The sequence below is a fragment of the Candidatus Anaeroferrophillus wilburensis genome (assembly GCA_016934315.1).
Classification (GTDB): Bacteria; Desulfobacterota; Anaeroferrophillalia; order Anaeroferrophillales; family Anaeroferrophillaceae; genus Anaeroferrophillus; species Anaeroferrophillus wilburensis.
Map to the genome: position 1 here is coordinate 35,005 of JAFGSY010000028.1, position 20,252 is coordinate 55,256.

18 protein-coding genes are annotated in these 20,252 nt (G+C 53.8%); 4 read left to right on the forward strand and 14 right to left on the reverse strand.

Features of this window, described 5'->3' with window-relative positions:
* Window positions 1-192: 192 nt before the first annotated feature.
* Entirely contained in the window at window positions 193-1,365 is a 1,173-nt protein-coding gene (locus tag JXO50_06945) for an OmpA family protein (protein MBN2332825.1), read from the forward strand.
* A gap of 109 nt (window positions 1,366-1,474) precedes the next feature.
* Here JXO50_06945 and selB read toward each other — a convergent pair whose 3' ends face one another.
* From selB to JXO50_06960, 3 genes are read right to left on the reverse strand one after another with little or no spacing between them, the layout of a single operon-like run.
* Window positions 1,475-3,385: a selenocysteine-specific translation elongation factor gene (gene selB / locus JXO50_06950; protein ID MBN2332826.1), complete on the reverse strand. Its 1,911-nt coding sequence runs from the start codon at window positions 3,383-3,385 to the stop codon at window positions 1,475-1,477.
* 33 nt (window positions 3,386-3,418) lie between these two features.
* Window positions 3,419-4,162: an ABC transporter permease gene (locus JXO50_06955; protein ID MBN2332827.1), complete on the reverse strand. Its 744-nt coding sequence runs from the start codon at window positions 4,160-4,162 to the stop codon at window positions 3,419-3,421.
* 26 nt (window positions 4,163-4,188) lie between these two features.
* Entirely contained in the window at window positions 4,189-5,043 is an 855-nt protein-coding gene (locus JXO50_06960) for an ABC transporter ATP-binding protein (GenBank protein ID MBN2332828.1), read from the reverse strand.
* Window positions 5,044-5,297: 254 nt separating this feature from the next.
* Here JXO50_06960 and JXO50_06965 point away from each other — a divergent pair, with 254 nt between their 5' ends.
* From JXO50_06965 to JXO50_06975, 3 genes are read left to right on the forward strand one after another with little or no spacing between them, the layout of a single operon-like run.
* A complete protein-coding gene (locus tag JXO50_06965) occupies window positions 5,298-6,797 on the forward strand; it encodes a TrkH family potassium uptake protein (protein MBN2332829.1) in 1,500 nt (499 codons plus the stop codon).
* Window positions 6,798-6,809: 12 nt separating this feature from the next.
* A complete protein-coding gene (locus JXO50_06970; protein ID MBN2332830.1) occupies window positions 6,810-7,502 on the forward strand; it encodes a TrkA family potassium uptake protein in 693 nt (230 codons plus the stop codon).
* Entirely contained in the window at window positions 7,495-8,610 is a 1,116-nt protein-coding gene (locus tag JXO50_06975) for an NADH:flavin oxidoreductase (GenBank protein MBN2332831.1), read from the forward strand. Before JXO50_06970 ends, JXO50_06975 begins: the two co-directional genes overlap by 8 nt.
* A 5-nt stretch (window positions 8,611-8,615) precedes the next feature.
* Here JXO50_06975 and JXO50_06980 read toward each other — a convergent pair whose 3' ends face one another.
* From JXO50_06980 to JXO50_07030, 11 genes are all read right to left on the reverse strand, one after another.
* The gene (locus tag JXO50_06980; GenBank protein MBN2332832.1) at window positions 8,616-10,100 is read right to left on the reverse strand and encodes a 1-acyl-sn-glycerol-3-phosphate acyltransferase; all 1,485 of its coding nucleotides are present in this window, start codon (window positions 10,098-10,100) and stop codon (window positions 8,616-8,618) included.
* A 291-nt stretch (window positions 10,101-10,391) separates the two neighbouring features.
* On the reverse strand, window positions 10,392-11,414 hold the full coding sequence (locus tag JXO50_06985) for an aspartate-semialdehyde dehydrogenase (protein MBN2332833.1): 1,023 nt from the start codon (window positions 11,412-11,414) through the stop codon (window positions 10,392-10,394).
* A gap of 110 nt (window positions 11,415-11,524) precedes the next feature.
* A complete protein-coding gene (locus JXO50_06990; GenBank protein MBN2332834.1) occupies window positions 11,525-12,022 on the reverse strand; it encodes a 3-isopropylmalate dehydratase small subunit in 498 nt (165 codons plus the stop codon).
* 13 nt (window positions 12,023-12,035) lie between these two features.
* Entirely contained in the window at window positions 12,036-13,313 is a 1,278-nt protein-coding gene (gene leuC, locus JXO50_06995; GenBank protein MBN2332835.1) for a 3-isopropylmalate dehydratase large subunit, read from the reverse strand.
* A 15-nt stretch (window positions 13,314-13,328) separates the two neighbouring features.
* Window positions 13,329-14,858, reverse strand: coding sequence for a 2-isopropylmalate synthase (locus JXO50_07000; protein ID MBN2332836.1), 1,530 nt, complete (start codon window positions 14,856-14,858; stop codon window positions 13,329-13,331).
* Between the two features lie 109 nt (window positions 14,859-14,967).
* On the reverse strand, window positions 14,968-15,708 hold the full coding sequence (pssA, locus tag JXO50_07005; protein MBN2332837.1) for a CDP-diacylglycerol--serine O-phosphatidyltransferase: 741 nt from the start codon (window positions 15,706-15,708) through the stop codon (window positions 14,968-14,970).
* A 65-nt stretch (window positions 15,709-15,773) separates the two neighbouring features.
* Entirely contained in the window at window positions 15,774-16,436 is a 663-nt protein-coding gene (locus tag JXO50_07010; GenBank protein MBN2332838.1) for a phosphatidylserine decarboxylase family protein, read from the reverse strand.
* A 118-nt stretch (window positions 16,437-16,554) separates the two neighbouring features.
* Window positions 16,555-17,571: a ketol-acid reductoisomerase gene (gene ilvC, locus JXO50_07015; GenBank protein ID MBN2332839.1), complete on the reverse strand. Its 1,017-nt coding sequence runs from the start codon at window positions 17,569-17,571 to the stop codon at window positions 16,555-16,557.
* 47 nt (window positions 17,572-17,618) lie between these two features.
* Entirely contained in the window at window positions 17,619-18,128 is a 510-nt protein-coding gene (ilvN, locus tag JXO50_07020; protein ID MBN2332840.1) for an acetolactate synthase small subunit, read from the reverse strand.
* A gap of 41 nt (window positions 18,129-18,169) precedes the next feature.
* Window positions 18,170-19,864: a biosynthetic-type acetolactate synthase large subunit gene (gene ilvB / locus JXO50_07025; GenBank protein ID MBN2332841.1), complete on the reverse strand. Its 1,695-nt coding sequence runs from the start codon at window positions 19,862-19,864 to the stop codon at window positions 18,170-18,172.
* A 40-nt stretch (window positions 19,865-19,904) separates the two neighbouring features.
* Window positions 19,905-20,132, reverse strand: coding sequence for a DUF465 domain-containing protein (locus JXO50_07030; GenBank protein MBN2332842.1), 228 nt, complete (start codon window positions 20,130-20,132; stop codon window positions 19,905-19,907).
* Window positions 20,133-20,252: the final 120 nt, after the last annotated feature.

Below are 20,252 nucleotides of genomic sequence, written 5' to 3' on the forward strand. Positions count from 1 at the left end.
ATCAGCTGTTACGAGTTCATAACGTTTCATAGTGGCAATGTTATAATTTCCAGCTTAACAGATCAGCCTGAAATGGCAAGATCAGATACTTGTTGGCAAATGATGGCAACCGTTGTTGTATAAATAATTTGACTTTTGCAAACCTCAGGGTATGATTACTTACATGGTGAAATTCTAGAACTAAGGAGGGAAATGATGAAACGATTCGTATGGTGTTTAGGATTGCTGGGAATAGTGCTGCTCACCGGCTGTTTTCAGGGCGCTACCAAAAAACCGGCCCCCGTGACCATGACACCTTTGTCAATGACCGGCTATCAACTGAAAGTCAACGCGTTCCATGTGCTGACCGATGTTTCCAACTCAATGGCAGACCCTTATCAGGGCTACGTTAAGCAGGATCTTGCCAAAGCTATTCTGACCTCCCTGAACCAGGGAATCCCTGAAGCCAGGCTGGATGGCGGTCTGCGCTCGTTCGGCAAACCAGGAGATGCAACCACCTCCCTGCTAACCCCAATCAGCACCTATGACCGGACGGCATATCAGCAGCTGATTGATTCTTTGACAGCCACAAGCGGCAACACCCCCATGGAAGCCGGCATCAACGCTACTCATGATGATTTTGCCAATGTTGCCGGCCAGACAGCCCTGATCATTGTCAGCGATGCCCTGCCCTACCCGAAAGAGGACAACGACCCGGCGGCCGCCGTCAGGAAGCTGAAGGCCACCTATGGCTCCCGGCTCTGCATCTATCCCATCCTGGTCGGCAACGACCCCGGCGGCCGCGCCCTACTGGAAGCCATGATCAAGGAAAGCGGCTGCGGCTTCGTTACCAATGGCGGCGACCTGATGGATCAGGGAAAGATGAAGCAGTTTATCATTGATGTCTTTTTACGGAAGGCGCCGCCGGCTCCGAAGCCAATGCCGTCTCCGAAACCCGCACCGCCGCTGGACAGCGATGGTGATGGCGTTCTCGACCGCGACGATGCCTGCCCCAACACTCCTAGGGGCGCACCGGTGAACGCCCGCGGATGCTGGTACATCAAAGGCCTGAATTTTGACACTGACAAAGCAGTCATCAAATCCCAGTACGAACCGGCCCTGAACGAAGCAGTGGTCATTTTACGGGCCAATCCACAAATCACTATTGAAATCAAGGGTTATACCGACAGCCAGGGCAGCGAAAAGTATAATCAGGGTTTGTCGGAAAGACGGGCACTGGCAGTGGAAACCTATTTCAAAAATGCCGGCATCGCCGCCAGCCGGATGATCTCAAACGGCTATGGCGAGAGCAATCCGCTGGCCGACAATACCACCAGCAGCGGCCGGGCCGCCAACCGCAGAGTGGTCATCGACGTCAAAGAATAACACTGTCTAGCAACAACAGCGCAACAGGGCTGCCGGCACTCACCGGCAGCCCTGTTGTTTCATGAGGGCTTCTCAATCTGGCAGCCAGGACATGCCGGCTAAGGCAGGCCTATTTCCACAACACCCGGACATCACCCTCCCGCCGGGTCACTTTAGAAACATCAAGGCATTCAATCAGGGGGATAATATATTTGCGGGTCAGACCGACCATCTCCTTAAACTGGAGGGTGGTTAACTCCCGCTCTTGTTCAAAGTAGCGGACAACGGTAGACTTCAACTGTTCAAAGTGATTGCGGGAGATATAGCACCCTTCCCGCACCCGAATCAGCTCACCCTCTTTTTCCAGCATCCTGACCATGGTTTTCATCTCAGCCTCCGAGGCTCCGAACTGGGCACACAGCTCACGGAAATCAGGAAACTGCAGCCCGGCCTGCTGGAAGGCCTGGCGGAGCTGCTCTTTCAGCCGCTGTTCATCGGCCGCCAACCGTACCTGATGGTCAGGCATCCTGATAATCTCCTGTTCCAGAACCAGCCGTTGTTCCTTGATACTCCGCTGCATGATGCTGGTAAAGAGGGATTGGCCGAGCTGCATGCGGGATTTGAGCTCTTCCTTAAGGATGCCGGGCTTTACCGGATGCTGCTGATGGTAAGCAGCAACCAGATTTTCAAGTTTCTCCTTCAACTGAACAAACCAACGCCCACTAATGTAGGCCTGACGGTCCACATCGTATCTGACCACCTCGCCGGTTGAACTCATCTCATCCAGAAGTGTCTTAAGCTGTTTGTGGGAAAGGTTTACCCGGCCGGCCAGTTCAACCATGGCAAGGCCCTTGATACCTGCATCATCGATCAAGATGGCAATCACTTGGGGCATCTGCCCCTGGCGCAGCTGCTCAAGAGTCGGCGACAGCTGTTCATACTCTTTCAGGCGATGTTTTTGCGGCCGGGGATTGAGCACCCTCCCCCCACCCATGGTTTCCTGCCAAGCAAAGCTGCGCAGCACCAGGCGATCCCCATAGAGCACCACGGTGGGAAAATCCAGCCGCACCTGGACGAACCCCGATTCACCGGGATTAATCACCTTACCCGAAAGGACAACCACCGTTGCCATAATGGCTGCCGTACCACAATGGACCATCATCTTGCTGCGCGGCTTCAAAGGCACTGAAGCACCTGGCAAATGATGGTAATAGATATCAATCATCGATGTGGGCTGCAGCGTATGAGGATGTGCCAGGACCTCACCGCGGACAATCAGCGATTTTTCCAAACCCTGGAGATTGATCGCCGTCCGCTCACCGGCAGCAGCTGTTTCCCGGCTGCTGCCATAGGTCTGCACCCCCCTGACCTTGCTGGTCAGTCCGCCGGGCAGCAGAACCACCTGATCGCCGACGGTTACCGTCCCGGAAAGAGTGGTTCCGGTAACCACGGTCCCAAAACCCTTCATAACAAAGGCACGGTCAACCGGCAGCCGAAAAGGCCCGCCTACCGGCCGGTCAACGGTTTCAGCTGCCAGCTTCATCAACTCACGGAGCAATGCTTCAATGCCTGCACCGGTGGTCGCCGACACCGGCAGGATGGGTGCCTCAGCAAGAAAGGTCCCGGCAACCACCTTCCTGACATCATCGATAACCAGCTCTCGCCATTCATCATCCACCAGATCAGTCTTACTGAGGACTACCAGCCCCTTTTCAACCCCCAGCAGCCGGCAGATATCAAGGTGTTCCCGGGTCTGGGGCATCACCCCTTCATCAGCAGCAATCAACAGGGCCACCAGATCAATGCCGCCAACCCCGGCAACCATATTTTTAATGAATCGCTCATGGCCGGGAACATCAACAATACCCAAAGACTGGCCATCGGGAAGATCCAGATGGGCAAATCCCAATTCAATGGTGATTCCCCGCTTCTTTTCCTCCAGCAGCCGGTCAGTGTCGGTCCCGGTCAGCACTTTGACCAGGGTGGTCTTGCCATGATCAACATGACCCGCGGTTCCCAGAATAACCCGTTTATGATGCATCTATCTCCTCACTGTTAACTGCTGCAGCAAAAATTAATCCCTGGCCTGGCAGACTGAACGATGTGCCAGGAGAAAAAAAAGTACCCCGATGGCCATCAGCAGAGCCAATGGCCACCAGGGAGATGTCTGGCCGTAGGCACCACTGCGGATCAGCCGGGAAGCATGGGTCAACGGCAGAATCTGCAGCAGACATTGCACCCAAACCGGCATCTTTGAAATCGGGAAGAATGTTCCCCCTAAAAAAGCCATCGGGGTAATAATGAAGTTAAACAGCATCGCCTGATCAGCATGGGATTTTACCAGCATCGCCGCCATGACCGCCAGGGATGCAAAAACAAAGGCGTTCAGCAAAACACCAAGCCAGAAAAGCGGATTGAAAAAAGCCAGATGAACGCCAAAAAGCAATGACAACAGCAGGATGATGGCTACCGACATGAGCGCCTTCGCCACCCCAGCCAGGACTTCACCAATAACGTAAGCCAGATCCGAGAGCGGCGACGCCTGGAATTCCTCAAAAATTTTCCAGTAAAACCGGGCAATATTGATTTCTCCGGCGATCCCGAAAGACTGATTCATGCTGCCCATGGCCACCAGGCCGGGAATGAGAAATTCAATATACGAATGGCCGCCGATCTGCATATCCCGACCAACGCCAAGGCCGAAGGCCACCAGATACAACAGCGGCGAAACCGCCATGGAAAAGAGGACCTTTTTCCCCCGGCTATGGAGAATCATCATCTCACGCAAAAAGATCGCCCAGCTGCCACCCGCAAGCATGGCTATCCAGTTACCGCCTGCCGTCTTCATGACTCGGCAACTTTCCGCCCGGTCAAGTCAAGAAAAACATCTTCAAGATTCACCCGCCTGATGGTCACCCCGCCGGACACCGCCGCCGCCGCTGCCTGGGCAGCCTCATGATCCAAAAAAAATTGCGACTGCAATTCATTGTCAACCAATCGGTCCACAACCCAACGGCCCTTTTGCTGCACCAGACTGGCCGGCCGGTCAACGGCAACCACCTCACCCCGGTCAACAAACGCCACCCTGGCAGCCAGATACTCAGCCTCTTCAATGTAGTGCGTCGTCAGCAGAATAGTGGTCCCTTCGTTCTGGATCCGGCGAATAATCGACCATATCCGCCGTCTGATAGCCGCATCCAGCCCCACCGTCGGTTCATCCATAAACAGGATGGTGGGGTTATGCATCATCGCCCGGATGATCAGCAACCGGCGTTTCATCCCACCGGACAAATTTTTGACCGGCGTCTGCAGCCGGTCACCAAGCTCCACATAGGCCAGCAACTCTTCTATCCGTTGCCGGCGCTGCCTTCGCCCCATAGCAAAAAACCGACCATGGAGATCAAGATTCTGGTAAACGGTCAGCTCGCTGTCCAGGTTGGTCATCTGCGGTACAAGCCCCACCTGCCGCTTAGCCGCGATCGGCTGCTCACCGGCATTAATGCCATTGATGAAAACCCTGCCGGCATCCGCCCTTGTTAAGCCGGTCATAATCCTCACCATGGTTGTTTTGCCGGCACCGTTGGGACCCAGCAAGGCAAACAGTTCTCCCTGTTCCACCTGCAGATCAACACCGGCAAGAGCCTTGATGCTGCCATAGGTTTTACTCAACTGCTGGATGACAATTGCGGGCTTTACCATCAGGTCACGAAAACAGGTAGATAGAGTTCATGGCAATCCATCGTAAGTACTAAATCCCAACTGATTCTCAATCCGGGAAGCAATCAATGCAGACATGACAAGCAAACCGGTGGAAACATTCAGTATGGTAAAGTTAGCATAAACCCATGCCGGCTGTAAAATAAAATCCCGGTTGCAAAACCAGAGGATATATGCTCAAGTATGGCGGTTTGGCATCCCTTTTAAGGTTCACTGAAGAGGCATCTGAAGGACTGATGATCAAGCACGTCAAACAATACCTGTTCATCCTCAACTATCTGGGAGCCCTGCTGACCATCTTCGGGCTGCTGCTCTTCCTGCCGCTTTTCGTCCAGGCCTGCTACCAGGAAAAGATGATCGGCACCCACCTGTTTGCCGCATTTGCCCTTCCCGGCATCGGCCTCATCCTAGGCGGCATCCTGATGCAGAAAAAGATTCCCATCCGCATACCCACCGTCAAAGAAGGAATGATGATTACCGCCCTTGCCTGGGTCTCTGCCGCCGGGGTCAGCTCCATACCTTTCATTATCGGCATGAAAACACCGGCAATCAATGCCCTCTTTGAAGCAACCAGTGGCATTACTGCCTCCGGCCTGACCGTTTTTACCGGCTTGGACAGCATGCCTAAATGCATGCTCTTCTGGCGTTCACTCCTGCAATGGGTTGGCGGAGTTGGCATTCTGACCTTTTTTCTCGCAGTCAGCTTTCGGGGCGGCAGCGCTTCCGCGACCCTTTTCAGCGCCGAAGGGCATAAGATTGCCGGCAAAAGGCCGGTACCGGGGATATTTAATACGGTTAAAATCATCTGGATGATTTATGGTTCACTCACCTTGAGCTGTTTCGTTCTCCTGTGGCTGGAAGGAATTCCCCTTTTCGATGCCATCAATCACACCCTGACCGTGGTTTCCACCGGCGGGTTTTCCACCCATGACGCCAGCATTTCATTCTTTTCAGCCGGCCGCAACGGTCCTTTGATCGAATACACCTTAATTTTTTTCATGCTCATGGGCGGCATCAATTTCCTCATCCATTATAAAGTCTGCACCGGCGAATGGCGCGCCCTGTACCGTGACTACGAGATCCGCTGGTTCTGGAGCATCCTGCTGGGCGGCACCATGCTGATCACCATCGATCATCTGACCCACGTCCCGGGTGCTGGAACATGGTCGCCTTACCACCTTCATGAGGTTGTGCGAAAGAGCCTTTTCCAGGTGTCATCGGTGCTTACCAGTACCGGATACGCGACGGAACACATCAACAACCCCTTCTTTCCCGCCCTGGCCAAACAGCTGTTCCTGCTGATGATGTTCTCCGGCGCCTGCGCCGGCTCCACCGCCGGCGGCTACAAACTGCTGCGCCTGGGAATCCTCTGGGAAACCCTGAAAAGCGAACTGATCCGCAGCGTTTCATCTCCCAAGCGGGTGGTACCGGTTGTCATCCACGGCCAGGTGATTGCCAACCAGGAGATCAGACGGATTACCGCCGTCCTCTTCGCCTGGCTGATGATCATTTTTATGGGGGCGGGGGTCAGCGTCTTCTTTTCCGATCTCAACGGCTGGGAAGCATTTTCCGGCATGTTGTCGGCAGTCAGCAACATGGGCCCCCACTATTTTTCCGTCGAACGGCTGGCGGCCACCCACCCACTGGTCAAAAGCGTCTATGTGATCGGCATGCTGGTTGGCAGACTGGAAATCCTGCCTTTTCTCGTGCTGTTTTCCCGAACATCGTGGAGATAGGAGACCCGAAATATGTATATTATTATCGCAGGAGGCGGAATCAGTGCCACCTCGCTGGCCAATGTGCTGGCACACCGGAAAGATGATGTGGTCATTATTGAAAAGGATCGTGAACGGTGTGAGCAGATGTATGCTGAAACCGGCATGGTAACCATCAATGGCAGCGCCACCGATATCGGCACCCTGAAAGAAGCCGGCATTGAAAAAGCGGCGGTAGCCATCGGTGCCCTTTACCGGGACAGCGACAACCTGACGTTTGCCATCCTGGCCCGCAGCTTCCAGGTGCCGCGGATCATGGTCAAAATGCGTGATCCGGCCTATGTTGCCGCCTTTGAGCAAGCAGGGGTAACCACCATCTGCAACATGAATGAACTGTTCCAGAATAAAATCATGATGGAGCTGGAAAATCCCGACGTCCGGATTGTCACCCATCTGGGTGGTGTTTCAACCCAGCTGATCATGATCCGCTATCCGGAATATGCCGATCCTGCCGGTATTACCATTCAAGACCTTTCCACCCAGGGAGTCTTTGCTAAGGATTGCGTCTTTGCCGGTATTTTGAATGAGAAGACCGAAAAAATTGTCATGCCCCGGGGGCATGACAAGGTTTTTCCCGGCGACCGGCTTTTTCTCGTCGTCGACCAGGAACTGATTCCAGAGGTATCCGGTTTCCTGGCTGCCAAAAGCAAGCGGAAACATGGCTAACAATGAACCAGTCGGTCGACTGGCAACAGCATTTTCTCCCTTTGCCATCGGCAGCAGAACGCTGAAAAATCGTTTTATCCGTTCCGCGACCTGGGACGGCATGGCTGGCAGCCAAGGGGAGATATGTCCGGCACACCATAGGCTGTATACAGACCTGGCGGCCGGGGGGTGCGCTCTGCTGACGTCAGGCTACACCTATGTCAGTCTTGAAGGCCGGCAGCACCCGGGGCAGGCCGGCCTTGATCATGAACAGCTGATCGAGCCGCTTGCCCACCTGGCAGCGACGGTTCACCAGCACCGGGCACTGCTCTTCATCCAGCTGGTCCATTGCGGCGGTTTGGCGGATCCCAAGCTTTCCGGCCAGCCGGCCATCGCCCCCAGTGCCATTGGCCATCCCCTCTTCCCCTGCCGACCGACAGCCTTGACGCCAGCCGACATCAAAAGGCTGATCAGCAGCTTTGCCAGTGCCGCCCGCCGGGCCAAGGAAGCCGGTTGCGACGGCATCCAACTTCATGCCGCCCATGGCTACCTGATCAGCCAGTTTCTTTCGCCGGCACTCAACTGCCGACGTGATGATTTCGGCGGCTCCATCAGGAACCGCTTTCGCTTTTTGGAGGAATGCTATCTGCAAGTACGGCAGGAGGTGGGCCGCGATTTCCCCGTGACCATCAAGATAAACGGCCAGGATTATCTCGACGGCGGTCTTACCCTTGAGGAAAGCATGGAGATCGGCCAACGGCTGGTGGAGCTGGGACTGGATGCCATCGAAGTAAGCGGCGGCACAAAAATAAGTTCCCGCAAACAACCGGTGATTAGAAACATCGATGAACCGGGAAAAGAAGCCTATTTTCTGGCAGAAGCGGCGGCCATTCAGCAGGCAGTAGACATCCCGGTGATCACGGTTGGCGGCATCCGCTCACCACAAACTATTACCGCCATCGGTGACCGAAAAATCCCTTTCATTGCCCTGTGCCGCCCACTGATCCGCGAACCAGCCCTCATCAACCGTTGGCAGGACGGCGACCTGTCACCTGCCCGCTGCATCTCTTGCAACGGCTGTTTCAAGCCTGCCTACCAGGGAAAAGGCATCCGCTGCAGCCGGAGCTGACCAGCTCAGTGGAGATGGCCAATCCGACGGGCATACTGCTCGATAAGGGGCGGATTGGCAACCTGATAGCCTTCACCTACCTCCCCTTGGACAACAAATCCCTTTTGGAGAAAAATAGTCAACGCCATCATCAGCTGGTGCGCAACATCCTGATCACGACATTCGGGCACGGCGGAAAAATACTCCAAAAAAAAGTCGTGAATCTCCTCCAAGGTAAAGGTTATCTCTTTTTTCCCTTCCCCCACCCCAATGATTGCTGTGGCCAGCATGGAGGTGTAGGTCCGGATCATCCCCTGGCTGATGGCATGCATCAACTGAGAAACCACCGGCTGCACCTTCGGCTGATCAGGTCCGAACATTATCGGCCGGGAAAAGCGAACATGAATGGCTGAATCTGGCAAAGATTTATAGTGTCTATCCAATCTGGCCAGCTGGGAAACAAGATCTTTCTCGGAAATATTTTTTCCGCTCCGACTGGCTTCAATCTCAACATCTTCGGGAACAACCGTATAGGAGATGGAAACTGGCACCAGATAGGCATGGCGACCCGTTTTTTTTATATAGGCGGCAATATCTTCCATGATGCCCCATTTTGGCTCACCGATGCTGCCGTCCCGGGAACGGGTTCCCTCAATATAAAACATCATCGGTTCATTCCGATCCCAGAGATGGTGCAGATATTCTGTATGTACCCGGCGATAGATGGGATTATGGAACCATTTGAGCTGATAAAACCATGTGGAGTCGGCACCGATCTGCTCCCGCCTGATCTTGTAGGCATTAACTTTCGGCATAATGTCTGCCGACACCCCCCTGAACAGGTTGGCACCAGCTGCAATGACCGGCTGCAGGCCACCGAAACCATTGATTGCAAAGCAGATGGGAATGTGATCAGCATTGGAGACATGATTGGGCAGAATGAAAACCGGAGACTTGCCCATCAACTCGCGGATCTGGGCTACAACACCCGGTTCACTTTCGGACAGCCTGATACTGTTGACAAAGTTGGGGAAAATGCGCCGGGCAATACTGCGGAAAACAACAAAAAATGCCGGATCAAAATTGGCCGCCATATCCTCGATATAGTAGCCGGCCAGATAGTCTATGATTGCGGCAGGGTGATCAAGGTCATTGAGCTCCTGCGAACGGGTCCGATAGAAGGAAACCAGTTTCTCATATCTCTCGGCACTCTGGCTCCCCTTCAAACCCGATGGTACCGCAGACAATCTACGCTGCAGGGCACGGATCTGCTGGCGAAAATGGACTTTCTGGTATACTCGGGCCTGTCTGGCATCAAGGGCCGCTTCCAGCTTGTGTTCCCGGTAGTGATTGAGGACCACATCAGTGACCACCTCAACAACGTCAGCCTTTGGCATTCTAACTTGATTGAGGCAGCAGCGATCAGCAAACCAACGAACCGGCCGCAATCGGCATAAGAAAAACAGCAGGGCAATGATTCTGCCCTGCAAGGTGGGGGGACTTTTTTCCATGCGATGTCAACCTGCATTAAACGGGGCTCGAACGTGCAAACTCTAAAATTCGGGGTCCCGTTCATTTTCGCTGGTTTTATTGCTTGCCCGTGCATACCGCACGGAGCCGGCCCCAACGCCGGATGGTTCACCGAAAATTGTCCGGAAAATACACCAGATAGCTGAACCTTGACGTGGCAGTTCCAGACTACGACTATCGCCAAGTGGCACACTAAAAACCCTGACTGCTTCCGGCATGTACGAAGCCAGAAAAAACAGTCAGGGTTCTGTCAAAGAAAAGATCAATCGAGGTTACAGGTATTCCCGGATCAGAATCTCGGCAATCTGCACCGCATTGAGAGCCGCCCCTTTACGGATGTTATCGGCAACCACCCACATATTGATGCCATTGGCAATTGATTCATCCTGACGGATACGGCCCACCAGCGTGTCATCCTGGCCAGCAGCGTCAATCGCCAGTGGATAACGGTTTTCAGCCGGCTCGTCAACCACTCGGACCCCTGGTGCCTGAGAAAGAAGTTCCTTCACCTCATCCGCGGAAATAAACCTGTCCGTCTCCACATTAATCGATTCAGAATGACTGAAAAAAACCGGCACCCGGACGGTGGTAGCCGTTACCTGGATACGGTCATTCTCCATTATTTTTTTCGTTTCATCAATCATCTTCATCTCTTCCTTGGTATAGTCATTATCAAGGAAAACATCGATGTGCGGCAGACAGTTGAAAGCAATCTGATGGGGGTATACCTCACAGGGCAGTTCCCGCTGCTGAAAAAGTGCCAACACCTGCTGCTCAAGCTCATTAATGGCCTTTTTCCCGGTCCCCGACACCGCTTGGTAGGTCGACACCACCACCCGTTTGATTCCTGCCTGATCATAGATCGGTTTCAGGGCGACAACCATCTGGATAGTGGAACAGTTCGGGTTGGCAATAATTCCCCGGTTGCGATAATCAGCAATGGCGTGGGCATTGACTTCGGGAACCACCAGCGGAATAGTAGGCTCCATGCGAAAAGCACTGGTATTATCGATCACCACCGCACCGTTCGCCGCCGCCACTGGCGCAAACCGGAGACTGACCGACCCGCCAGCGGAAAAAAGAGCGATATCAATATCAGCAAATGAATCGTCTGTCAGCTCTTCAACCACCAGCTCATCATCACCATACATCACCTTGGTACCCGCGGAGCGGGACGATGCCAGAGGTTTAAGGGTTGCCACCGGAAACTTCCGTTCCGCCAGAATCTTCAACATCTCCTCACCAACGGCTCCGGTCGCACCGACTACCGCCACATTATACCCTGCCTTTTTCATCATCAGTCATCCATCGTCCAATTGTTGTCAAGAAAGGAGAACACTGCCTGGAGAAGTTGCCCCTGGGGGGACCATCAGCATCCAGCAGTTCCCCTTTTACCTTTTATCCTTCAGCCTTGTAGCTGTTTTTTTCTGACATGGGCCATCAACCCCCCATCATCGATCAATTCCTGCATGAAGGACGGAATGGGTTTGGCCTGAAAGATCTTGCCGGTTGTCAGATTTTCAATGCTGCCATCCGCCGAATTGATCTGCAGCTGATCCCCGGATTTCACTCCCGCAGCCACTTCATCGGATTCAAGAATCGGCAGGCCGGTATTAAAGGCATTACGGTAAAAAATGCGGGCAAAACTGCCGGCGATCACACAGGAAATTCCGGCCGCTTTGATGGCGATGGCAGCATGCTCCCTGGAGGAGCCGCAGCCGAAATTCTTATGGGCAACAATAATATCGCCCGACTGCATCTTGTCCATAAATTCCGGATCGGCGTCTTCCATGCAGTGACGCGCCAATTCCTTGGGATCGGACGTATTGAGGTAACGGGCCGGGATGATCGCATCCGTATCAATATCATCACCGAATTTCCATGCCCTGCCTTGATAGATCATCAAAAACTCCTTATCAGTTACCGGTCACCACTTCCTCCGGGCTGGCTATCCTCCCCATGACCGCCGTCGCCGCCGCTACTGCCGGATTGCTCAAATAAACCTCGCTGTCGGGATGCCCCATGCGGCCGACAAAATTGCGGTTGGTGGTCGCCACTGCCCGTTCACCAGCCGCCAGAATCCCCATATGACCGCCCAGGCAGGGACCGCAGGTGGGGGTGCTAAACACCGCCCCGGCTTCGACAAAAAGCTCCGCCAACCCCTCCCGGACCGCCTGCAGATAGACCTCCTGGGTTCCCGGGATAACGATGAGGCGCAAGTATGGAGCAACCTTGTTGCCTTTCAGAACCCTGGCGGCCAGCCGCAGATCCTCAATCCGGCCGTTGGTGCAGGAACCGATGACCACCTGATCAATGACAATCTGCTGTTCCACCGCCTCAGCCACATCACGACTGTTTTCCGGCAGCGAGGGGAACGCCACCTGGGGCCTTATCTGTGCCACGTCAATTTCCATCACATAGGCATAATCAGCCTGTGGGTCACTGGTATAAAGATGATAATCCCGCTGTGAACGCCCCCGGACATAATCAAGCGTTGCATCATCAGGAATGATGATGCCGTTCTTAGCCCCGGCTTCAATGGCCATGTTGGCCATGGAAAAGCGCCCGTACATGGGCAGTCCGGCAATTGCGTCGCCCGCCATTTCCATCGCCTGGTACAGGGCACCGTCAACCCCGATCCGGCCGATGGTGTAGAGGATAAAGTCTTTACCCTCCACCCAGGGTCCCGGAGTCCCGTAGTAGATAAATTTTATCGATTCAGGAACCTTGAACCATGCCTTGCCGGTGGCCATCGCTGCCGCGATGTCCGTACTTCCCATACCGGTGGCAAAGGCCCCGAGGGCTCCGTAGGTACAGGTATGGGAATCAGCGCCGATCACCAGATCACCGGGAAGGACAATGCCCTGTTCCGGCAGCAGGACATGTTCGATGCCCATCCGGCCAAGCTCAAAGTAATTGGTCAACCCCTGACGCCGGGAAAAATCACGGACGATCTTAGCCTGTTCAGCCGACTTGATATCCTTATTGGGAGTAAAGTGATCCGGTACCAGAACCACCCGCTGGGGATCAAAAACCTTCTCAATCCCCAGTTTTTCAAATTCAGCAATGGCAATGGGGGCGGTCACATCATTGGCCAGGGCGATATCGACCCGGGCTTCAATCAACTGGCCGGGAGACACTTCATCATAGCCGGCATGGGAGGCAAGAATTTTTTCGGTAATGGTCATCGCCATGGTCAATTCCCTCCTCTATACAGTCGCTTGCGGCCGGTTATGCTTCTTATATTCCAGTTTGTTCAAGGCATTGATATAGGCCTTGGCACTAGCGACGATGACATCGGTATGGGCTCCCTGGCCCATCACCGTCAGGCCCCCTTCGTCAATCCTGACAGTTACCTCGCCAAGGGCGTCCGTCCCCCCTGTAATGGATTTAATTTCATAAGTCAAGAGCTTTGGGTTCGTTCCTGTCAGCCGCTTGATCGCCTTGAACGTGGCATCAACCGGACCATCACCAAACTCAGCCCCCTCCAGGGTTTCACCCCCCACCTCCAGTTGAATGGTGGCATTGGGAACCGAAACACTGCCGCTGTTGACATTGATATAAACCAGTTTGCAGTAGTGGGGAATGCGGATGATCTCATCGGCAATCAGGGCGTCAATATCCTCGTCGAAGACATCCTTTTTTTTATCCGACAGCTTTTTAAAAGCCTTAAATGCCACTTCCACCTGTTCATCGCTCAATTCATAGCCCAATCCCATAATCCTGTCGCGAAAAGCATGGCGACCGGAATGTTTGCCCATGACCATGCGGTTCTGGGGCAGGCCGATGGATTCAGGCGTCATGATCTCGTAGGTTGATTTCTCTTTCAGGACCCCGTCCTGGTGGATCCCCGCCTCATGGGCAAAGGCATTGGCACCAATAATCGCCTTATTGGGCTGCACCTTGATGCCGGTTACCTGACTCACCAGCCGGCTGGTGGGATAGATCTGGGTAGTATCGATGTTGGTTTCGTAGTGCAACAGATCATGGCGAGTGCGAAAAGTCATCACCAGTTCCTCCAGTGAGGCATTCCCGGCCCGTTCCCCGATCCCATTGACGGTACATTCCACCTGCCGGGCGCCATGGACCACCGCCGCCAGCGAATTAGCCGTTGCCAGGCCAAGATCATTGTGGCAATGGACCGAAATAACCGCCCGGTCACTGTTGGGAACCTGGGCAGCAATGGTCCGGATCAACGCCCCGTACTCTTCCGGAGTTGCATAACCAACCGTATCAGGAATGTTAATGGTGGTCGCTCCCGCCTCAATAACAGCGGTGAAAATCCGGCACAGAAAAGCAATATCACTGCGGGTCGCATCCTCGGCTGAAAACTCAACATTGTCGGTCAGCGTTTTGGCATAGGTGACTGCGGCCACCGCGTCGGCCAGCACCTCATCGGCCTTCTTCTGCAGTTTGAATTTCATGTGAATGGGAGAGGTGGCAATAAATGTATGGATTCGGGGTGCCGCCGCATAGTGCAGGGCCTCCCAGGCCCGAGCGATATCCGACCGGTTGGCCCGCGCCAGGCCGGCCACTTCACACCCCCGGATTTCCTGGCTGATCATTTTAACCGCCTGGAAATCACCATCTGAAGCAATGGGAAAGCCGGCCTCGATAATATCAACCCCCAGACGCTCCAGCTGCCGGGCAACCATCAGTTTTTCCTCGATATTCATACTGGCCCCCGGTGATTGTTCCCCGTCACGCAAGGTGGTATCAAAAATTTTTACCTGGCTCATTGCTTTTCTCCTTTCGGCAATAACAAGCGGTTGCAAAAAATAAAAAACCCCCCGTGAAGCACTTTCCCGGGGGGTTACAATCATGAGATGGCGAACAAATCAGATAGGGCTACATGACTTCTTCACTCTCCTCATCCCGGGAGACGGGCTTCAGTAGACCCAGCAGAACGAGCAAGCGCTCAGCCGGCCCGGAAAACGCATACAGACTGCAGAGTACAAAAAGGGTAATTTGCGGCTCCGAGGCGATAACAATAATAAAGATGGCCGCCAGCACCAACGCCATGAAGGGGGCCCGGTCCCGGTTAAGCGAATCTTTGAAACTGCGATACTTGATGGTGCTGACCATAAGAAAAGCCAGCGCGTAGGCCTGCAGGAGAACCATGACATTCCTGGCCGTACCGCTGCCGCCAAGATGATAAAAAATCATCACCGTGGTGGCGATCATGCTGGCCGCCGCCGGAATGGGCAGGCCGTTGAAAAAACCCTTGTCAGCCGTGTCGGCCTGGACGTTGTAGCGGGCCAGCCGCAAAGCCCCGCAAGCGAGGAAAAGAAAGGCTGCCAGCCAGCCAAAACGACCATACTCAAGCAGCCCCCATGAAAAAACCAGCAGCGCCGGGGCCACCCCGAAGGAAACCAGATCGGCCAGGGAATCAAACTCCATGCCGAAACGGCTGGTGGCCTTCATCAAGCGGGCAATTTTGCCATCAAGGATATCAAAGACATTGGCCAGGATGATTGCGGTCGCCGCCAGTTGGAAATCACCCTTAATCACGGAAATAATCGCGAAAAACCCGCAGAACAGGTTTCCCATGGTAAACAGATTGGGCAGAATATACACACCACGGATCATCGTGAAGTCCTTTCAAGCAGTACGCCGGCCGACGCTTTGCCGCTCATCACCGGCAGTCGGAAAGATCAATCGTAGTGCAGATAGCCAAGAACCGTCTCGCCGGCCCGCACCCGCTGGCCGGGGTGGACGTTGATAATCGTTTCAACCGGCAGGTAGACATCCAGCCGGGAACCAAACCGGATCAGGCCAAACCGCTCACTCTTAACAACTTTATCTTCAGGTGCCAGGTTGCAAACGATGCGCCGGGCAACCAAGCCGGCTATCTGGACAAAAGCGATTCTGCTCTTCCAGAAGGTTTCCAGAATAACTTCCTGACGCTCATTTTCCGCCGAGGCTTTATCAAGATTGGCGGAGAAGAACTTTCCCGGATGATAGCGCGTTTCAACGATGGTCCCGTTGATGGGTATCCGGTTCACATGAACGTCAAACAGAGACATGAAAATACTGATTTTTATGCACTTCTGCCGACCATATACCTCAGATCCATCCAACTGGTCAACTAAAAGTACCTTGCCGTCCGCCGGCGAGGCGACGGCGTTCTCCAACATCGGGGCAAACCGCTCCGGGTCACGAAAGAAAAAGGCGGTGAACAGTGCCAGGAAAAAAAACAGTTTACCCAACATGCTCCAGCCGAACAGGAGGCACAAGAAGGAAACCCCCAGGAAAATAGCAATAAAACGATAGCCTTCAGGATTGATAGACTTCACCAGTGGCAGATCTTTCAGCATGATATTCACATCCTGTCATGTAATGAACGGTGGACGGCATCCGGTTGATGGTGGACAGGGACAATTTGTAATCCTCTACCGTACACCTTGTACCGTAAACCTTTTACCCTTTTTTTATTCAGTTCTTTTTACGGTCAACCAGCTTATCCTGGTTCAACCAGCTCATCATCCGGCGCAGCTTGCCGCCGACCACCTCAATCTGGTGCTCTTCGCCGATCCTGGTCAAGGCGTTGAACATCGGCCGATTGGCCATATTCTCCAGAATCCACTCCCGGGCAAAAGAACCATTCTGAATCTCCTCCAGAATGTCAACCATTGCCGCCCTACTCTCCTCATTGATGACCCGGGGACCACGGGTCAGATCACCAAACTGGGCCGTATTGCTGATCGAATAACGCATATTGGCAATGCCACCCTCATAAATCAAGTCGACAATCAGCTTCATTTCATGAACACACTCAAAGTAGGCCATTTCCGGAGCATAACCCGCATCCACCAGGGTTTCAAATCCAGCCCGCATCAACTCGGTAACCCCTCCACAGAGCACTGCCTGTTCACCAAACAGATCGGTTTCCGTCTCTTCCTTGAACGTCGTTTCAATGATGCCGGCCCGGCCGCCGCCTATACCACAAGCATAGGCCAGTGCCACGTCGCGAGTGTCACCGCTGTCATCCTGGTGGATCGCAATCAGGGTGGGCACCCCCATACCCTTACGGTATTCATGGCGCACCAAGTGACCCGGTCCCTTCGGTGCCGCCATGAATACATTAACCCCTGGCGGCGGGGCAATCTGGCCATAATGAATATTGAAGCCGTGGGCAAACGCCAAGTACTTACCCGCCACGAGATGAGGGGCAATATCCTGACTATAGAGAACAGCCTGATGCTCATCAGGCACTAAAATCATAATGATATCAGCCTGCTGAACCGCAGCTGGAATTTCCATGAGTTTCAGCCCGCTGTTGGCTGCTTTTTCCCATGAACTGCCTCCACGACGCAGACCAACCACAACGTCAAAACCGCTTTCGTGGAGATTGTGGGCATGCGCATGCCCCTGACTGCCATAACCAAGAACGGTAATGTTCTTCCCCTTGAGGATGGTCAAATCAGCATCTTTCTCATAATACATAGTCATCTGTTATTGCTCCCGAAAAGGTTTGCTGCAACAGCTCCATATAGTGGTCACGCAGCTTTGATTTTTGACCGTGTGCGGCTCTTTGCCTCACGGTTCATTGCCACCACCCCAGTCCTGTTGACCTCTTTGATACCATAAGGAACCAAAACGTCAAGGAATGCCTGCAATTTGTCTTCACTACCGGTGATTTCAACAATTGCCGATTTGGCCGCCATATCTATGATTCGAGCCCGAAAAACATCGACAATCTGCAGAACCTCCAACCGCCGGCCACCTTCAACCGCCACCTTCACCAGCATCAGTCCCCGGGTAACATGATCGGTATCCGTATAATCCACCACCTTAATGACATTAATGAGCTTATTGAGCTGTTTGGTTATCTGCTCAATGATCTGCTCTTCACCGCAAGTTACAATGGTCATCTGGGACAGGCCGGAGTCCTCGGTTTCCGCCACGGTCAGACTTTCGATATTGAAGCCACGGCCACTGAAAAGAGCCGAGATGCGTGACAAGACACCAAACTCGTTCTCAACCAGCACGCCAATAATATGTTTCATGGATCGATCGCTCCTGCGGCAAGGCTGCCGGCATGGTGTTTCTATACCAGCAGCATTTTGGAGATGGGTTGGCCGGCCGGCACCATGGGATACACATTCTCCTCCTTGGCCACCACCACATCCACCAGCACCGGCTTATCGACTGCAAACGCTTGCTCCAGTACCGGCACTACTTCCGCGGGCCTGGTGGCTCGCAAGCCAACGGCACCATAGGCCTCAGCCAGCTTGACAAAATCAGGCACCGAAACCATTTCAGTGGCAGAGTAATGCTTGGCAAAAAATAGCTCCTGCCATTGACGGACCATCCCCAAATAACCGTTATTAAGAATGATCACCTTTACCGGCAGTTGATACTGGACCACGGTAGCCAACTCCTGGATATTCATCTGGATACTGCCATCACCGGCAATATCAATCACCAGGCGGTCGGGAAAAGCAACCTGCGCACCCAGGGCCGCCGGCAAACCATAGCCCATGGTACCCAGGCCGCCGGAGGTCAGCCAGGTCCGCGGCCTGGTAAACTGATAGAACTGGGCCGCCCACATCTGGTTCTGCCCCACCTCGGTACTGATAATCGGCTGCCGGTCCCGGGTCAAGGCGTAGATTTGTTCTACCACATACTGGGGTTTGATCACTTCATCCTGGATATAGGCCAGCTTGTGCAGCTCTTTCCACTTGGCAACTCTACTCAACCAGTCATCATGGCCACCGGCAAAGGCAGCCGCTTCCCCGCTCAGTTCATCGACCACCACCTGCATCTTGGTCATCACGTCCAGCACATCGCCGACAATGGGGATATCAACCTTGATATTTTTGCTGATCGAGGTGGGATCGATATCAATATGAATTATTCTCGCTCCCGGAGCAAACTCGTCGATCCGGCCGGTGACCCGATCATCAAAGCGGGCCCCGATGGCAACCAGGACATCACTTTCCGTTACCGCCATATTGGCCCGGTAGGTACCATGCATGCCGAGCATACCCAAGGAAAGATCGTGATCCTCGGGAAAGGCACCCAGCCCCATGAGTGTGGTAGTCACTGGAATCTGGAGCCTGATTGCCAGCCTGGTAATAACCTCGGCGGCATCAGCCAGAATTGCTCCGCCGCCGACATAAAAAAGCGGCCGTTTGGCTTTCAGCAGTGTCCGCAAGGCTTTGCGCAACTGGCCTGGGTGACCTTCATAGGTGGGATTATAGCCCCGCAAAACAACCTTTTCAGGATACTCATAGACGGCACTGCTGACCAGTATATCTTTGGGCAGGTCAATCAGCACCGGCCCCGGCCGGCCGGAACGGGCGATGTGAAATGCCTCCTTGATGATCCGGGGCAACTCTTTGACATCTTTGACCAAGTAGTTGTGCTTGGTGCAGGGGCGGGTGATCCCGACAATATCTGCTTCCTGGAACGCGTCATTGCCAATCAGGGCGGTGGGCACCTGACCGGTAAAAACAACCAGAGGAATGGAATCCATATAGGCAGTGGCAAGTCCAGTTACGGTATTGGTTGCCCCCGGTCCCGAGGTCACCAGGGCAACACCCACCTCTCCCGTTGCCCGGGCGTAACCATCAGCAGCATGCACCGCCGCCTGTTCGTGGCGAACGAGGTAGTGACGAAAGCTGAAATTGGGCATTTCATCATAAAGGTTGATCACCGCTCCCCCGGGGTAGCCAAAGACCGCCTTTACCCCCTCGATCTGCAGTGACTGCAAGACCATCTGCGCCCCGGTTTTCTTCACCCGTTCGCTCCTTCCGATGGTTGGTCCCAACGTTGTTTATTCACGCCCGCTGAGCATACTCAGCCATCAGGCGAAACAGCTTGTCTTTTGCCTTCAGCTTGAGCTTTTTCAACTGGGCCTCCTCCAGCTCCTCTTCCGGAGTCAAGTACGGCTTATTGACAAAAACCTGCAACTGTTGGTCGTACTTTCGATGCTCTTGGAATGTCTGGTTAAAGTCCTCACTTTGCCGGCATAACGTCTCAACCAGCTGTTCGTCGGAAAGCGACATACACATACCCCTTTGCAAACCGAGACAGTTCATCAAGAAACCAGCTATTTCCGACCGGGAAATCAGCTCTCAGGCATCAGGACAACAACTCCCTATGCTTGATGAAACTCCTGCAACCTG

Bases quoted from the DNA above. Each gene is read 5' to 3' on its own strand.
- JXO50_06945 (MBN2332825.1), top strand. From the start codon at position 193: ATGATGAAACGATTCGTATGGTGTTTAGGATTGCTGGGAATAGTGCTG.
- selB (MBN2332826.1), bottom strand. From the start codon at position 3,385: ATGCATCATAAACGGGTTATTCTGGGAACCGCGGGTCATGTTGATCAT.
- JXO50_06955 (MBN2332827.1), bottom strand. From the start codon at position 4,162: ATGCTTGCGGGTGGCAGCTGGGCGATCTTTTTGCGTGAGATGATGATT.
- JXO50_06960 (MBN2332828.1), bottom strand. From the start codon at position 5,043: ATGGTAAAGCCCGCAATTGTCATCCAGCAGTTGAGTAAAACCTATGGC.
- JXO50_06965 (MBN2332829.1), top strand. From the start codon at position 5,298: ATGATCAAGCACGTCAAACAATACCTGTTCATCCTCAACTATCTGGGA.
- JXO50_06970 (MBN2332830.1), top strand. From the start codon at position 6,810: ATGTATATTATTATCGCAGGAGGCGGAATCAGTGCCACCTCGCTGGCC.
- JXO50_06975 (MBN2332831.1), top strand. From the start codon at position 7,495: ATGGCTAACAATGAACCAGTCGGTCGACTGGCAACAGCATTTTCTCCC.
- JXO50_06980 (MBN2332832.1), bottom strand. From the start codon at position 10,100: ATGGAAAAAAGTCCCCCCACCTTGCAGGGCAGAATCATTGCCCTGCTG.
- JXO50_06985 (MBN2332833.1), bottom strand. From the start codon at position 11,414: ATGAAAAAGGCAGGGTATAATGTGGCGGTAGTCGGTGCGACCGGAGCC.
- JXO50_06990 (MBN2332834.1), bottom strand. From the start codon at position 12,022: ATGATCTATCAAGGCAGGGCATGGAAATTCGGTGATGATATTGATACG.
- leuC (MBN2332835.1), bottom strand. From the start codon at position 13,313: ATGGCGATGACCATTACCGAAAAAATTCTTGCCTCCCATGCCGGCTAT.
- JXO50_07000 (MBN2332836.1), bottom strand. From the start codon at position 14,858: ATGAGCCAGGTAAAAATTTTTGATACCACCTTGCGTGACGGGGAACAA.
- pssA (MBN2332837.1), bottom strand. From the start codon at position 15,708: ATGATCCGTGGTGTGTATATTCTGCCCAATCTGTTTACCATGGGAAAC.
- JXO50_07010 (MBN2332838.1), bottom strand. From the start codon at position 16,436: ATGCTGAAAGATCTGCCACTGGTGAAGTCTATCAATCCTGAAGGCTAT.
- ilvC (MBN2332839.1), bottom strand. From the start codon at position 17,571: ATGACTATGTATTATGAGAAAGATGCTGATTTGACCATCCTCAAGGGG.
- ilvN (MBN2332840.1), bottom strand. From the start codon at position 18,128: ATGAAACATATTATTGGCGTGCTGGTTGAGAACGAGTTTGGTGTCTTG.
- JXO50_07030 (MBN2332842.1), bottom strand. From the start codon at position 20,132: ATGTCGCTTTCCGACGAACAGCTGGTTGAGACGTTATGCCGGCAAAGT.